Source organism: Halobacterium sp. KA-4 (assembly GCF_021028995.1).
In the GTDB taxonomy this organism is placed as follows: Archaea; Halobacteriota; Halobacteria; order Halobacteriales; family Halobacteriaceae; genus Halobacterium.
Genome location: NZ_JAJJZG010000011.1, coordinates 29,464 through 43,202, shown reverse-complemented (window position 1 = coordinate 43,202; position 13,739 = coordinate 29,464). Strand labels below are relative to the sequence as shown.

Annotated in this window: 14 protein-coding genes; 2 read left to right on the top strand and 12 right to left on the bottom strand. The window is 70.0% G+C overall.

The genetic code is table 11. From position 1 onward, the window contains the following. Nucleotides 1-3: 3 nt before the first annotated feature. Entirely contained in the window at nucleotides 4-795 is a 792-nt protein-coding gene (locus tag LPA44_RS11630; RefSeq protein ID WP_230889755.1) for an HpcH/HpaI aldolase family protein, read from the bottom strand. A gap of 218 nt (nucleotides 796-1,013) precedes the next feature. On the opposite strand from LPA44_RS11630, the gene serA reads away from it, so the two are divergent. Both serA and LPA44_RS11620 read left to right on the top strand, forming a co-directional pair. Then, complete coding sequence (gene serA, locus LPA44_RS11625) at nucleotides 1,014-2,597, top strand: phosphoglycerate dehydrogenase (RefSeq protein ID WP_230889754.1); 1,584 nt, start codon at nucleotides 1,014-1,016, stop codon at nucleotides 2,595-2,597. Between the two features lie 32 nt (nucleotides 2,598-2,629). Further along, the gene (locus LPA44_RS11620) at nucleotides 2,630-3,073 is read left to right on the top strand and encodes an acyl-CoA thioesterase (RefSeq protein ID WP_230889753.1); all 444 of its coding nucleotides are present in this window, start codon (nucleotides 2,630-2,632) and stop codon (nucleotides 3,071-3,073) included. Between the two features lie 6 nt (nucleotides 3,074-3,079). Here LPA44_RS11620 and thrC read toward each other — a convergent pair whose 3' ends face one another. From thrC to LPA44_RS11565, 11 genes are all read right to left on the bottom strand, one after another. Further along, nucleotides 3,080-4,327 (bottom strand): threonine synthase, encoded by a 1,248-nt coding sequence (thrC, locus tag LPA44_RS11615; protein ID WP_230889752.1) that lies wholly within the window; start codon nucleotides 4,325-4,327, stop codon nucleotides 3,080-3,082. 60 nt (nucleotides 4,328-4,387) lie between these two features. After that, nucleotides 4,388-4,552, bottom strand: a complete 165-nt coding sequence (locus tag LPA44_RS11610) for a hypothetical protein (protein ID WP_230889751.1) — start codon at nucleotides 4,550-4,552, stop codon at nucleotides 4,388-4,390. 45 nt (nucleotides 4,553-4,597) lie between these two features. Continuing rightward, nucleotides 4,598-5,479, bottom strand: a complete 882-nt coding sequence (gene argF, locus LPA44_RS11605) for an ornithine carbamoyltransferase (RefSeq protein WP_230889750.1) — start codon at nucleotides 5,477-5,479, stop codon at nucleotides 4,598-4,600. Further along, complete coding sequence (locus LPA44_RS11600; RefSeq protein WP_230889749.1) at nucleotides 5,467-6,477, bottom strand: [LysW]-lysine hydrolase; 1,011 nt, start codon at nucleotides 6,475-6,477, stop codon at nucleotides 5,467-5,469. The genes argF and LPA44_RS11600 overlap by 13 nt, the downstream gene beginning before the upstream one ends. Continuing rightward, the gene (locus LPA44_RS11595; RefSeq protein ID WP_230889748.1) at nucleotides 6,474-7,583 is read right to left on the bottom strand and encodes an aspartate aminotransferase family protein; all 1,110 of its coding nucleotides are present in this window, start codon (nucleotides 7,581-7,583) and stop codon (nucleotides 6,474-6,476) included. The genes LPA44_RS11600 and LPA44_RS11595 overlap by 4 nt, the downstream gene beginning before the upstream one ends. Further along, nucleotides 7,580-8,416: an acetylglutamate/acetylaminoadipate kinase gene (locus LPA44_RS11590; RefSeq protein ID WP_230889747.1), complete on the bottom strand. Its 837-nt coding sequence runs from the start codon at nucleotides 8,414-8,416 to the stop codon at nucleotides 7,580-7,582. The genes LPA44_RS11595 and LPA44_RS11590 overlap by 4 nt, the downstream gene beginning before the upstream one ends. Next, nucleotides 8,413-9,453 (bottom strand): N-acetyl-gamma-glutamyl-phosphate reductase, encoded by a 1,041-nt coding sequence (gene argC / locus LPA44_RS11585; RefSeq protein WP_230889746.1) that lies wholly within the window; start codon nucleotides 9,451-9,453, stop codon nucleotides 8,413-8,415. The genes LPA44_RS11590 and argC overlap by 4 nt, the downstream gene beginning before the upstream one ends. Next, a complete protein-coding gene (lysX, locus tag LPA44_RS11580; protein WP_230889745.1) occupies nucleotides 9,453-10,319 on the bottom strand; it encodes a lysine biosynthesis protein LysX in 867 nt (288 codons plus the stop codon). The genes argC and lysX overlap by 1 nt, the downstream gene beginning before the upstream one ends. A 1-nt stretch (nucleotide 10,320) precedes the next feature. After that, entirely contained in the window at nucleotides 10,321-10,485 is a 165-nt protein-coding gene (lysW, locus tag LPA44_RS11575) for a lysine biosynthesis protein LysW (RefSeq protein ID WP_058984487.1), read from the bottom strand. Nucleotides 10,486-10,715: 230 nt separating this feature from the next. Then, a complete protein-coding gene (gene argH / locus LPA44_RS11570) occupies nucleotides 10,716-12,245 on the bottom strand; it encodes an argininosuccinate lyase (RefSeq protein ID WP_230889744.1) in 1,530 nt (509 codons plus the stop codon). Next, on the bottom strand, nucleotides 12,242-13,462 hold the full coding sequence (locus tag LPA44_RS11565) for an argininosuccinate synthase (protein ID WP_230889743.1): 1,221 nt from the start codon (nucleotides 13,460-13,462) through the stop codon (nucleotides 12,242-12,244). The genes argH and LPA44_RS11565 overlap by 4 nt, the downstream gene beginning before the upstream one ends. Nucleotides 13,463-13,739 lie beyond the last annotated feature (277 nt).

Sequence of the window (13,739 nt, the reverse complement as noted above, 5' to 3'; positions counted from 1 at the left end):
ACGTTACTCGCGCGTGCCGAACTCGTCGAGCCAGCCCGAGACGACCTCCTTAATGGCACCAGTGGTGCTGCCGAGGTTCAGCATCTGGTAGCCGTTCTCGGCTTTCGCCGCGGCGTCGTCCATCCCGAACGCGAGCCCGCCGACCGGGACGCCGGCGTCGACGGCCGCCGCGCGGACCTCCTCGACGGCCTCCTGCACGTCCGGGTGGTCGACTTCCCCGGGGTGGCCGTACGCGACCGAGAGGTCCAGCGGCCCGAGGAAGACGAAGCCGAGTTCGGGGACGGCGAGAATCTCGTCGATGTTCTCGACGGCTTCCCGGGTCTCGATGGTGGTGCCGACCATCGTCTCGCGGTCCTCGTGGGCGACGTAGTCCTCGCCGAGCCCCCAGCGGCGCGCCCGCGGCGACCCCAGTCCCCGGTTCCCGGGGTCGCCGTCGTGCTCGAAGCGTGCGGACTTCACGGCGGCCTCGACCTCCGCGGCGGTCTCGACGCGCGGCAGGAAGACGTTCCGGACGCCGAGGTCGAGGGCCTTCCGCACGAGCGTCGGCTCCGTGTCGGGCAGCCGCACGAGCAGTTCGACGCCCGTGCGTTCGGCCGCTCGCAGGAGGTTCTCGACGCTCGGGCCGTCCCACGGGTCGGGGCCGCCGTGCTCGAAGTCCAGCCACACGAAGTCCACGCCGAGTTCGCCGTAGAACTCCACGAGCGTCGGGCTGTACGTCGAGTCGAGCACGCCGACGGCGACACCGCCGTCTTGGACGCGCTCGCGCAACTGGTTCGTCGGTTGTGACTCGGGCATGTGTCTGCCGTCGCGCGCTCGCCGTATAGCCTCCGGGGGCCGGCAACTGAATCCCCCGAGTCCGGCAAGCCCCGCCGGATTCGGACGCGGGCGTGGGCAAACGTCCACTTCCCGCGGCGTGATATTACACGTACTTGCTCATTCTGGTGGTGCGTGAACCACCGACAATTCGTGCACGTGCGGAAACGCTTATCCGCGAGTGAACCGACCGACTTCGCATGAAGGTACTCGTCACGGACCCCATCGCGGACGCCGGCCTCGACCGACTCCGCGAGGCGGGCCACGACGTCGAAACCGCCTACGACGTAGAGGGCGACGCGCTCCTCGACGCCGTCAGCGACGCCCACGGCCTCATCGTCCGCTCCGGCACCGAAGTCACCGAAGAAGTGTTCGACGCCGCCGACGACCTCGTCATCGTCGGGCGCGCCGGCATCGGCGTGGACAACATCGACATCGACGCCGCCACCGAGCACGGCGTCATCGTCGCGAACGCCCCCGAGGGCAACGTCCGCGCGGCCGCCGAGCACAGCGTCGCGATGGCGTTCGCCGCCGCGCGCTCCATCCCCCAGGCTCACGGCCGCCTCAAGGACGGCGAGTGGGCGAAAGGCGAGTTCCTCGGCACGGAACTCAACGGGAAGACCCTCGGCGTCGTCGGCCTCGGGCGCGTCGGCCAGGAGGTCGCCAAGCGCCTCGGCGGCCTCGGCATGGACCTCGTCGCCTACGACCCGTACATCGGCGAGGAGCGCGCCGAACAGCTCGGCGCCGACCTCGTCGAATTCGACGAGTGCATCGAGCGCGCGGACTTCGTCACCGTCCACGTCCCGCTCACCGACGAGACGGAGGGACTGCTCGGCGAGGACGAGTTCGCCCAGCTCGAAGACGGCTACGTCGTCAACGTCGCACGCGGCGGCGTCGTCGACGAGGACGCGCTCGCCGACGCCGTCGAGGACGGCGTGCTCGCGGGCGCCGCGCTCGACGTGTTCGCCGAGGAGCCGCTCCCCGAGGACTCGCCGCTGCTGGACGTCGAGGACATCGTCGTGACGCCGCACCTCGGCGCGTCCACGCAGGCTGCCCAAGAGCACGTCGCCACCTCGACCGCCGACCAGGTCGTCGCCGCGCTGAACGACGAACCCGTGCTGAACGCCCTGAACGCGCCGAGCGTCGACGAGAGCTCGTTCGGCCGCATCGAGCCGTACATCGGCCTCGCCGAAACTGCGGGCAAAGTCGCCGCCCAGCTGTTCGACGGCCGCATCGAGCGCGTCGAAGTCAGCTACGAGGGCGACATCGCCGAGGAGGACCTCGAACTCGTCACCGCGAGCGCGCAGAAGGGTGTCTTCGACCCGCTAGAGTGGCAGGTCAACGCCGTCAACGCGCCCCGAGTCGCCGAGGAGCGCGGCATCGACGTCACCGAGTCCAAGACCCGACAGAGCGAGGACTTCCAGAGTCTCGTCTCGGTCACGGTCGGGAACAGCGACGAGGACCTCACCGTCTCCGGCACGCTGTTCGCAGGCGACGACCCCCGCCTCGTGAAAATCGACGGCTATCGCGTCGACGCCGTCCCGCACGGCCACATGCTCGCCGCGCGTAACAAGGACGAGCCCGGCGTCATCGGCTTCATCGGCACCGTGCTCGGCGACGCCGACGTCAACATCGCGGGGATGTTCAACGCCCGTGAGACCATCGGCGGCGAGGCGCTCACCGTCTACAACCTCGACTCCACGGTCCCCGAGGAAGCGCTCGACGAACTGCTCGCGGACGAGCGCATCATCGACGTCCACAACATCGAGCTGAACAGCGAGTAACCCTTTTCTCCCGTCGGCCCGCCCGTTCGTTCGTGCCGACAGTTTCGGAGACGTACATCGAGAACCGCGTGCGCGTCCAGCCCGACGACACGAACAACTACGCGTCAGCGCACGGCGGGAACGTCGTGAAGTGGATGGACGAGGTGGGTGCGATGTCCGCGATGCGGCTCGCGGGGTCGACGTGCGTCACCGCGCGCATCAACGGCCTCGACTTCGAGCGCCCGATTCCGCAGGGCGACATCTGCGCCATCGAGTCCTACGCCTACGACGCCGGGACGAGCAGCGTGCGCGTCCGCTTGCGGGCGTTCCGCGAGGACCCAAGAACTGGGGAGACCGAGCAGACGACGAGTTCGCACTTCGTGTTCGTCGCCGTCGACGAGGCGATGAAACCGACGACAGTGCCCGAATTAACCGTCGAGACGGACCGGGACCGTCGGCTCGAACAGGAAGCGCTCGCCAGCGAAGGAACCGACTGAGAACAGTTATAGCGCGTCCAGCACGCCGTCCGCGTCCGCGGGGACGGGCGTCGTGTTGCCGCCGGCTTCGGCGGCCGCCTCGGGGTCCTTCAGGAGGTGGCCCGTGGTGAGGCAGACGACGCGCTCGTCGGCGTCGATGTCACCGCGCTCGCGGAGTTTCAGGAGGCCGGCGACGCTCGCGGCTGACGCCGGCTCCACGCCGACGCCGTCCTCGGCGAGCATGCGCTGGGCCTCGGTAATCTTCTCGTCGGAGACGGCGACGGCCGTGCCGCCCGTGTCGTAGATGCCAGGAAGCGCCTTCGGCGCGTTCACGGGGTTGCCGATGCGAATGGCGGTCGCCCGCGTCTCCACGTCGTCCCAGCGCTCGACGTAGTCGCGCCCCTTCTCGACGGCCTCGACCATCGGCGCCGCGCCCTCGGCCTGCACGCCCGTGAGCTTCGGCATCTCGGACTCCTCGAGTTCGCCCGCTTCGACGAGTTCGCGGAAGCACTTGTACAGCGCCGCCGTGTTCCCCGCGTTCCCGACCGGGAGCACGATGCGGTCCGGGAGGTGGCCATGGGCGTCACGGGACTGCTCCAGGATTTCGAGGCCGATGGTCTTCTGGCCCTCCAGACGGAACGGGTTCAGGCTGTTGAGGAGGTACGCCTCCCCGCGGTCGGCGAGTTCCGCGACGACGTCGAGGCAGTCGTCGAAGTTGCCGTCCACCTCGCAGATGCGCGCGCCGTGCAGCGCCGCCTGCGCGACCTTCCCCGCGGCGACCTTGCCGGCGGGGAGGAGGACGAGCACGGGCGTGTTCGCGCGAGCGCCGTACGCCGCCAGCGCCGCGGACGTGTTCCCCGTGGACGCGCAGGCGAGTCGGTCGACGCCGAGCCGGTCGGCGACCTTCACGCCGACGGTCATCCCGCGGTCCTTGAAACTGCCAGTCGGGTTCGCGCCCTCGTGTTTCACGCGGAGGTCCGCGACGTCCGCCTCGGCCTCGATTTCGGGGACGTCGTACAGCGGCGTGTTCCCCTCGCGAATCGAGACGCCCTCCGGGAACGGGAGTGCTGCTGAGTATCGCCAGACGCCGTCGCCGGCGAACTCGTCGAACGTCGGGTACTCGGCGTAGCGGGCTTCCAGCAGGCCGCCGCAGTCCGGGCACTCGTACACCACGTCGTCGAACGGCGCGATGGTGTCGCCGCACTCGACGCACGCCAGCCAGACGCCGTCGTCGGCGACGTCGGGCGTCGGGCCGCCCAGCGAGAGGTCAGTCATGGTCACGTCTCGGTGACGGAGACACAAATACGGGGCGGGTGTTGCGGCTTTTGCCAGCGCTCAGTCCGACCGGAGCATGCCGTAGCCGACGAGCCCCGTGAGCACGGCGACGCCGACTGCGGCGCCGGGGACGAATTCGAGCGCGAGCGCGAACAACAACAGGAAGTTGGCGCCGAGGAGGACGAGCGCGACGTCGACGTGCTGCTGGAGGGCGCTGTCGGGCATCACGCTCACGCTCGCGGGCGGCGACGGAAAAGGTGGCGGTAGGTGTCAGTCCACGAGTTCGACGAGCAGCGCCTTCTGGGCGTGCAGGCGGTTCTCGGCCTGCTGCCAGACGACGGACTGCGGGCCGTCGATGACGTCGGCGGTGACCTCCTCGCCGCGGTTCGCCGGCAGGCAGTGCATGAACGCGGCGTCGCCGAGCAGGTCGTCGTCGACCTGGAACCCCTCGAAGGCGTCGAGGCGCTGTTCGCGCTCGCTCTCCTGGCCCATGCTCACCCAGACGTCCGTGTAGACGACTTCGGCGTCCGCGGTGGCTGCCTCGGGGTCCGTGGTCACGGTCACGTCGCCGTGTTCCTCGGCGCGTTCGATTACGGAGTCGTCGAGCGCGTACTCCTCGGGCGTCGCCACTTGCACGTCGTAGCCCATCATCGCCGCGCCGACGGTGAACGACGCCGCGACGTTGTTGCCGTCGCCGACCCACGCCACGGTCCCGGAGTCGCCGACGACCTCCCGGAGCGTCAGGAGGTCCGCGAGCGCCTGACACGGGTGGGCGTCGTCGGTGAGGCCGTTCACGACCGGCGCGTCGGCGTGCGCGGCAATCTCCTCGAGGTCGTCGTGGTCGAAGACGCGCGCCATCACCGCGTCGACGTACCGGCCGAGCGCGCGGGCGGTGTCCGCGACGGGTTCGCCGCGGCCTAGTTGGATGTCGTCGTCGCCGAGGAAGACGCCGTGGCCGCCGAGCTGGGTCATCCCCACCTCGAAGCTCACGCGGGTTCGCGTCGACGGTTTCTCGAACAGCATCGCCAGCGAGCGCCCGGGGAGGGCTTCGTGGGGCATGCCGTCGGCTTGCGCGCGCTTCAACGCGGCCGCGTCGTCTACGACGCCGGCCAGTTCGTCGGTCGTGAGGTCGTCGATTGTCAGGAAGTGCATAGCCTGTCTGCTGCGGTGGTGAGTACGTCGACGCCACGGTCGAAGGCGGCGAGGTCGATGCGTTCGTCGGGCGCGTGGTCCAGGTTGGAGTCCCCGGGGCCGTAGGTGGCGACGGGGCAGTCCCACGCGCCTGCGTAGATGTTCGCGTCGCTCGTACCGGTCTTCCGGAGGTGCGTGGGGTCGCTGCCCGCGTCCCGGATGCCCGCACGGAGCGCGCCCGCGACGGGCGTCCGCGGGCTCGCCATGACGGGCGGAATCGACTCCGTCCACGTCACCGAGCCAGCCTCCGTGCAGTCCGCGACCGTCTCGCGGACGTCGTCGGCGGTGGTGCCGGGCGGCAGGCGGAACTGCATCTCCACGGTCGCCTCGACGGCCGTCCCGTCCTCGGCGAGCCCGCCGTCAAAGGAGACGGGCTTGACGGTCACCGACTCGAAGACGGTGTCGTCGTCGGGGAACGCCGCGCGCACGCGCTCGGTCCACGCGGTCGCAATCTGGACCGCGTTGGGCTCGGGCCGCGAGGAGTGGCCGCTCTCGGTGGCGACCTCGTAGGTGCCCGCGACGAGCCCGCGGTAGCCCAGCGTCAGCGCGTCCCAGCCCGACGGCTCGCCGTTCACGACGGCGTCGGGCTCCGCGCGGTCCTCGACGAGGTGGCGCGCGCCCGCCGAGGTCGTCTCTTCCTCGACGACGCCCGCGAACGACGCGCCGGTCTCGACGCTCGCCGCCGCCATCGCGGCCAGCGGCCCGGTCGCGTCAACGCTGCCCCGGCCCCAGAGTTCCCCATCTTCGACGCGAACGTCGATGTAGCCGGGGACGGTGTCGACGTGGCTCGTGAGGAGCACGCTGTCGTCGCCGGGCGCGCGGACGTTGCCGGCGTCGTCGGTCCACGCCTCGCGGCCGTGGCTCTCGAAGTAGTCCACGAGCACGCCGGCAGCCTCGGATTCCGCACCCGAAACGGAGGGGGTCGAGACGAGGTCGCGGAGCAGGTCCCGTGGGGTCATAGCTCCTCGGCGAGCGCGTCGACCACGCGGTCGGCGTGGGACTCGGTGACAGTTAGCGGCGGTAAGAGGCGCACCACGGTCCGTCCCGCGGGGAGCGCGAGAATCCCGTGGTTCATCGCGAGCGCGCGCAGCGCCCGGTTCGCCCCCCGTTTCACCTCGACGCCAATCATCAGGCCGTCGCCGCGAACGTCCCGCACTGGAAGTTCTGCGAGTTGTTCTTGGAGGTAGTCGCCGACGCTCGCCGCGTTCGCCGCGAGGTCGTCCTCCAGAACGTCGAGCGTCGCGAGCGCTGCCGCGCACGGTACGGGGCCGCCGGAGAACGTCGAGCCGTGGTCGCCACTGTCCTCGGCGAGCCAGTCCGCGACCAGCGTCGCGCCGATGGGGAGGCCGCTGCCCAGCCCCTTCGCGACGGTGAGCGCGTCCGGCACGACGCCGGCCTGCTCGCACGCCCACAGCGAGCCCGTGCGCCCGAGCCCGGTCTGAATCTCGTCGAAGACGAGCGCCGCGCCCGTCTCGTCGCACGCGTCGCGGGCGGCCTGCAGGTAGCCCTCGGGCGCGGGGTGGACGCCACCCTCGCCCTGAATCGGTTCGAGGATGACCGCCGCCGTCTCGTCGTCGACGGCCTCGGCGAGCGCGTCGCTGTCACCGTAGTCCACGAACTCCACGTGCTCGGGGACTGCGAACCCCTCGCGGTACTTCTGCTTCCACGTCGCCGCCAGCGCACCGAGCGTGCGGCCGTGGAACGCGCGCTTCGCCGCGACGACCTTCTCGCGGCCGGTCGCGTGGCGCGCGAACTTCAGCGCCGCCTCGTTCGCCTCGGTCCCCGAATTGCAGAGCCAGACGTTGTCCAGCTCGCCGGGCGCGAGGTCGCCGAGGCGGTCGTAGAGCGCTGTCCGCGTCTCGGTGGGGTACGAGCCCTGTACGAACAGCAGGTCGCTGGCCTGAGATTCGACGGCTTCGACCACGTCGGGGTGGCAGTGGCCGACCGGCGCGCACGCGTACGACGCGCCCATGTCGAGGTACTCGTTTTCGTCGTCGTCGTAGACGTACGGTCCCTCCCCGGACTCGATCTGGATGGGCTTCTCCCCGAAGACGAAGCCGCTCATGAGAGAGCCTCCGGGCTGAAGCGCGTCCCAGCCCCTTCGAGCGCGGCGACGATGGGGTCGCGGCGGTTCGCGTCCGACACCACAACCGACTCCGCGCCGCCTTCGAGTGCTTCGGTCGCCGCCAGCACCTTCTTCGTCATGAACCCCTCAGCGGCCTCCTTCGCGCCGTCGAGGTCCGTCGGAGTCAGTACTTCCTCGATGAGCGAAGTCGGGTCGTCGGGGTCCGCGTAGACGCCCTCGACGTCGGTCAGCACGACCAGCGTCGCGTCGAGCGCGCCCGCGACGGCTGCCGCCGCGCGGTCCGCGTCCGCGTTCACGGGCGTCCACTCCTCCTCGTCGTCGCTCTCCTTCGCGAACATCGGCACCGACACCACGGGCACGTAGCCCGCGTCGAGTTGGGCCTCCAGCAGGTCGGTGTTGACGTCCTCGATGGTGCCGGAGTGCTCGCCGCGGCGAATCTTCCGCTTGCCGTCCTCAACGACGCGCACCGCGGACTTCCGCGGCCCCGTCAGCAGTTTCCCGTCGACGCCGTTGAGGCCGACCGCGGGCACGCCCGCGTTCTCGAACGCCGCGACGAGGTCGGTGTTGACCTTCCCCATCGCCATCTCGAAGACGTCCATCGTCTCCGCGTCCGTGAACCGGCCGGTGACGCCCGACGGCGACTCGACATAGTCGGGCTCCTTGCCCATCTGGTCGAGCGCGTCGTCGACCGCCGTCGACCCGCCGTGGACGACCACGACGTCCTCGTCGTTCACCGAGAGGTGCGCGACGTCGGTCACCGCGCCAGCCGGGTCGACGGCGCGCGCGCCGCCGATTTTCACAACCACCGTCATGGACTCCCCACCGGGTGCAACCCGAGCTGGTCGAGGCCCGCGGACTCCTCGAAGCCGAGCGCGACGTTCGCGGCGTGGACGGCCTGACCCGCGGAGCCTTTCATCATGTTGTCGATGGCCGAGAACGCCACGATGCGGTCGTTGTCCTCGTCCAGTTCGAAGCCGACTTCCGCGCCGTTCGTGCCGGCGACGGCCTTCGGCTCGGGGTAGCGGTAGACGCCGCTGCCGCCCGCGACGATGTCCACGAATGGCTCGTCCTCGTACGTCCCGCGGTACGCGCTCCAGAGGTCGCCGGTAGAAGGCGTCTCCTCGGGGAACACGTGGCAGGTCGCGCTCGCGCCGCGGACCATGTCCACGGCGTGCGCGGTGAATGAGACGGAGAGGCCGAGTTCCTGCTCGATTTCGGCCTCGTGGCGGTGACCCGTGGGCGCGTACGGGCGCACGACGCCAGAGCGCTCGGGGTGCGAGGACGCGGGCCCGCCGCCCGCGCCGCCCTCCGAGGAGCCGACTTTCACGTCCACGACGACGTGGGCGTCGTCGAGGAGGCCGGCTTCCTGCAGCGGGAGCAGGCCGAGAATCGTCGCGGTGGCGTTGCAGCCGCCGCCCGCAATCAGGTCCGCGCCCGGCAGGTCGCCCCGACTCAATTCGGGGAGCGCGTACACCCCGTCGTCGAGGTACTCGGGCGCGCTGTGGCCGTCGTACCACTCGTCGTACTGTGATTCCGTTTCGAGGCGGAAGTCAGCACTCAGGTCGACGACGGTGTCCGCGGCGTCCTGCCACTCGTCGAGGTGGTCCATCGCGACGCCGTGGGGCGCCGCCGCGAACAGCACGTCGACGGATTCGAGGTCCGTCGGCGGCGTGAACCGCAGGTCGAGGTCGCGGAGGTTCGGGTGGACGCTCCCGACGGTCTTGTTCGCGTACTCGCGGCTGGTCGCCTGCGCCACCTCGAAGTCGGGGTGGCCGGCGAGCAGGCGGAGGAGTTCGCCGCCCGCGAACCCGCTCCCGCCGACGACCGTGGCGGTCGTGCCCTCGGCCATCAGGGCGTCACCTCCACTTCCGCGGCGGCGCGGTTCTCCAGCCAGTCGACGACCACGGCCGGGACGTCCACGTCGCTGGCGTCGTTCAGCGCCTTGAATTCGACGGTGTGGTTGACCTCGTGGACGGTGTAGCCGTCGCCGGTCTCCATCAGGTCCACACCCAGCAGGCCGCCGCCGACCGCGTCGCTCGCGGTCTCGACGAGTTCGGCGACCTCCTCGTCGACCTCGAAGGAGTTCGTCTCCGCGCCCTTCGCGGCGTTGGTCAACCAGTGGTCGCCCGAGCGCGTCATCGCGGCGACGGGCTCGCCGTCGGTCGCCAGCACGCGGATGTCCCGGCCCGGCTTCTCGACGAAGTCCTGAATATAGAACACCTTGTGCTCGTAGTGCCCCAGCGTCGCCTTGTGTTCGAGGACCGCCTCGGCGGCGTTCCGCGAGTCGAGTTTCGCCATCAGGCGCCCCCACGAGCCCACGACGGGCTTCAGCACGCAGGGGTAGCCGTACGACTCGACGGCCTCCAGCGCGCTCTCGGTGGTGAACGCGACCGTGGTGTCGGGCGTGGGGAGTCCCGCGTCGTCCAGCGCGAGGCTCGTCCGCACTTTGTCCGCGCAGACGGCCGCGGTGTCGGGGCTGTTCACGACGGGGACGTCGTAGTGCTTGCAGAACTCCGTGGCGTACTTGCTGCGGCTGGTCGCCAGGCAGCGGTCCACCACGAGGTCGCAGTCCTCGAGGGCGGCGTCGGTGCCGTCGAGGCCGAACCCGTGCTTGCGGACGTCGACTTTCTCGACGTCGTGACCGCGCTCGCGGAGTTCGGCCAGCAGCAGTTTCTCGTCCTTCCGAATCCGGGAGTACAGGATGCCGACGCGCAACTTACTCCCCCCAGTCCTCGGAGAGCTCGGGCGCTCGATCGAGGACCGGCGGGGCGGTGTCGACGACTTCCAGTTCGGTGCCACAGGTGTCGCAGTCGACGATTTCGCCGACTTCGAGGTCGTCGTGCAGGGCCACGTCGGACCCGCATTCGGGACATGTGCTCATAGCACTCCCACGTTCTCACTGATAGCACTTAAACTAATCGGACCTGTCAAACTTCTTTTACGACCGAGAGAAGCATCTAACGGCGCGAAAACGCCCGAAAAGAGCGACCAACCGAAACCAGATACATAGTAAGTATGTTGACTATTTGCCCACGGAGGGGCGGTCGGTCTCGTCGCAGGCCGGCTGGCGTGCTCGCTGGCTGGTCGTCACCGGCTGTGGCAGCGGCCGCCTCACTCATACGTCGCCACCTCCGCAGCGAGGTCGTCGGCCGCCGCGGCCAGCGCCTCCTCGTGGTCCGCGACCGCTGCCTCGTCCGCCGCGAGCGCGACCTGCACGTCGTCGAGCGCCTCGCGAACGGCGTCGGGCGCGGGGCCGCCCGTGGAGTCGCGCTGTGCGACGTTCGTCACGGGGTCCAGCGCCGCGGCCACGAGCTCCGGGTCTGCGAGTTCCGACAGCGGCTTCCCGGTCACTTCGCGGGCCGCCGCGTCCACCGCGACGAGGTCCGCGCCGTGCTCGCCCGCGACGCCGCTGATGCCGTCGCTGGCGTGGCTCTCCGGGACCGAGTTGGTCGCGTCCGCGGCCTCGCCGTGTTCGGCCGCGAGCGCGACGATTTCGTGGGCGGTGCGGAACGGCATCCCCGCCGCCGCGAGCGCGTCCGCCACGCCGGTCGCCGTCGAGAACCCCTCGCCTGCTGCGGCCTCGAGTTCCTCGGCGGGCCACTCCGCGGTCGCGACCGCGCCAGCGGCTACCTCCGCGGCGTCCGTCACGTCGTCGACGGCCTCCCACGCGTGCGGTGTCGCACGCTGGAGATCGCGGTTGTACGCCCGCGGCAGCCCCTTCAGCGTCGTCGCGAGACTCGTGTACGCGCCCACCGCGTCGCCCGCGGTCGCGCGCACGAGTTCCAGCGTGTCCGGGTTCTTCTTCTGGGGCATAATCGAGGACGTCGAGGAGTAGTCGTCGCTGAGTTCCACGAACCCGCGGTTCGCGAACAGGACGACGTCCTCCGCGAGCCCCGAGCACGTCACCGCGACCGAGGACAGCGCCGCCACCGTCTCGAGGAGGAAGTCGCGGCTCGCCGACGCGTCCATCGAATTCGTCACGACGCCGTCGAAGCCGAGGAGGTCGGCGGTACGCTCGCGGTCCACGTCGAACGTGGTGCCCGCGAACGCCGCCGCGCCCAGCGGCGATTCGTTCGTGCGGTCGAACGCGTCCAGCAGCCGGCCGGTGTCGCGCGCGAGCGTCCCCTCGTAGGAGAGCGCCCAGTGCGCGACCGTCGTCGGCTGCGCGGGCTGGAGGTGCGTGTACCCCGGCATCACGGTCTCCGCTTCGGCCTCGGCGACCTCCGCGAGCGCCGCGCGGAGCGCGAGTACCGCCTCGAGGGCGCCCAGTACGTCCTCGCGGAGGCGACACCGGATGCAGGTAGCGACCTCGTCGTTGCGCGAGCGCGCCGTGTGCATCTTCCCGCCGACCGGGCCGACGCGTTCGACGACCGCAGTCTCGATCGCTTCGTGGACGTCCTCGCCGTCGGGGAGCGCGTCGAAGCCGGCGTCCTCGACGCTGTCGAGCGCGTCGAGAATCGTCGCCGCCTCGTCGCTGTCGATAATACCCTGTTCGGCGAGCATCACGACGTGCGCGCGGTCGACCGCGAGGTCCGCGGCGAAGATGCGGTGGTCGGCATCCATCGAGGAGAGGAACGACCGCGCGGGGCCGCCGCTGAAGCGGTCGCGGCGCACCACCGTGCCGTCGTTCTCCCCGCTCATTCGTCGGACGCCTCGTCGCCGCCATCCGGCGCCAGTTCCGGCTTGCTCGCGTTCGCGAGGCGGGACTGGAAGCCGTGGTACTTCGCGACGCCGGTCGCGTCGCCCTGCTCGATGCCGTTGACGGTCTCCGTGTCGAAGCTCGCGGCGTCCGCGGAGTACACCGCGTACTCGCTCTCGCGGGCGACCGGACGGGCCTGCCCGCCCTCGAATTTGATGGTGACCGTGCCCGTGACCTTCTGCTGGGTACCCTCGAAGAAACCGTTCAACGCGTCCATCAGCGGGTGGTCGACGAGGCCCTCGTAGGCCTTCTGGGACCACTGCTGGCTGACCTGCTGGCTGAAGTCGCGCTCGTCTTTCGTCAGGACGAGCTGTTCGAGCGCCTCGTGGGCCGTGAGCAGCGTCGTCGCCGCCGGGTGCTCGTAGTTCTCGCGGACCTTCAGACCGAGCATGCGGTCCTCCATCATGTCCGTGCGGCCGACGCCGTAGCTCCCGGCGAGGTCGTTGAGGTACTCGATGAGCGGCACCGGCTCCATCTCGTCGCCGTCGACGGCGACCGGCACGCCCTGCTCGAACTCGATGTCGATGGTCTCGGTCTCGTCGCTCGGGGCGTCCGTCCAGTCGTAGATGTCCTCCGGCGGCTCGTAGCCGGGGTCTTCGAGCTGGCCGCCCTCGACGGAGCGACTCCAGAGGTTCGTGTCGATGCTCCACTCGCCTTCGTTGCCCGCCTCGACTGGCAGGCCCTTCTCGTCGGCGTAGTCGATTTCCCACTCGCGCGTGAGCCCGAGCTCGCGGACCGGGGCGATGACGTCGAGGTCGCTGGCGCGCCAGACGGCCTCGAAGCGCAGTTGGTCGTTGCCCTTCCCGGTGCAGCCGTGCGCCAGCGCCGTGCAGCCCTGTTCCTCGGCGACCCCCAGAATCGCTTCCGCGATGACCGGGCGCGCGAGCGCCGTGCCGAGCGGGTAGCCCTGGTAACTCGCGTTCGCCTGGACCGCCTCGAAGCAGAGGTCGGCGAAGTCGGCTTTCGCGTCCACGACGTAGTGGTCGACGCCGAGCGCGTCGGCCGTCTCGTGGGCTTCGGCGAATTCGGACTCGGGCTGGCCGACGTCGACTGTCACGCCGATGACGTCGTCGTAGCCGTACTCTTCTTTCAGCAGCGGTACGCAGACCGTCGTGTCGAGCCCGCCGGAGAAGGCGAGCGCGACCGTTCCTCCTGTCATTCTGTGTTCCGTGTGTGTTGTGTGCCGCGGTAGTCGGGAAGTGATGCGAGACCGAAAACGAGGAATGTAGCTATAGTGGGGTCAGAAGGACCCCGGTCGTCGCGGCACGCGACGGGAGGACGCCGAACAGCCGGCGGCCCCGCGGCTCACAGCGGGCGAGCGACGGGCGTGAGCCGGCGACTGTGTCATTACCTGCTCCGAACAGTCCCGAGTGCTTAAACGTTGCTCCCGTCCCGTGGTCTTGCCATCTGCGGTAACACACCACACGTCTGCCTGA

What these genes read in the sequence shown, in the direction of transcription:
- LPA44_RS11630 (WP_230889755.1), bottom strand. Translation starts at nt 795, where the DNA reads ATGCCCGAGTCACAACCGACGAACCAGTTGCGCGAGCGCGTCCAAGAC.
- serA (WP_230889754.1), top strand. Translation starts at nt 1,014, where the DNA reads ATGAAGGTACTCGTCACGGACCCCATCGCGGACGCCGGCCTCGACCGA.
- thrC (WP_230889752.1), bottom strand. Translation starts at nt 4,327, where the DNA reads ATGACTGACCTCTCGCTGGGCGGCCCGACGCCCGACGTCGCCGACGAC.
- LPA44_RS11610 (WP_230889751.1), bottom strand. Translation starts at nt 4,552, where the DNA reads ATGCCCGACAGCGCCCTCCAGCAGCACGTCGACGTCGCGCTCGTCCTC.
- argF (WP_230889750.1), bottom strand. Translation starts at nt 5,479, where the DNA reads ATGCACTTCCTGACAATCGACGACCTCACGACCGACGAACTGGCCGGC.
- LPA44_RS11600 (WP_230889749.1), bottom strand. Translation starts at nt 6,477, where the DNA reads ATGACCCCACGGGACCTGCTCCGCGACCTCGTCTCGACCCCCTCCGTT.
- LPA44_RS11595 (WP_230889748.1), bottom strand. Translation starts at nt 7,583, where the DNA reads ATGAGCGGCTTCGTCTTCGGGGAGAAGCCCATCCAGATCGAGTCCGGG.
- LPA44_RS11590 (WP_230889747.1), bottom strand. Translation starts at nt 8,416, where the DNA reads ATGACGGTGGTTGTGAAAATCGGCGGCGCGCGCGCCGTCGACCCGGCT.
- argC (WP_230889746.1), bottom strand. Translation starts at nt 9,453, where the DNA reads ATGGCCGAGGGCACGACCGCCACGGTCGTCGGCGGGAGCGGGTTCGCG.
- lysW (WP_058984487.1), bottom strand. Translation starts at nt 10,485, where the DNA reads ATGAGCACATGTCCCGAATGCGGGTCCGACGTGGCCCTGCACGACGAC.
- argH (WP_230889744.1), bottom strand. Translation starts at nt 12,245, where the DNA reads ATGAGCGGGGAGAACGACGGCACGGTGGTGCGCCGCGACCGCTTCAGC.
- LPA44_RS11565 (WP_230889743.1), bottom strand. Translation starts at nt 13,462, where the DNA reads ATGACAGGAGGAACGGTCGCGCTCGCCTTCTCCGGCGGGCTCGACACG.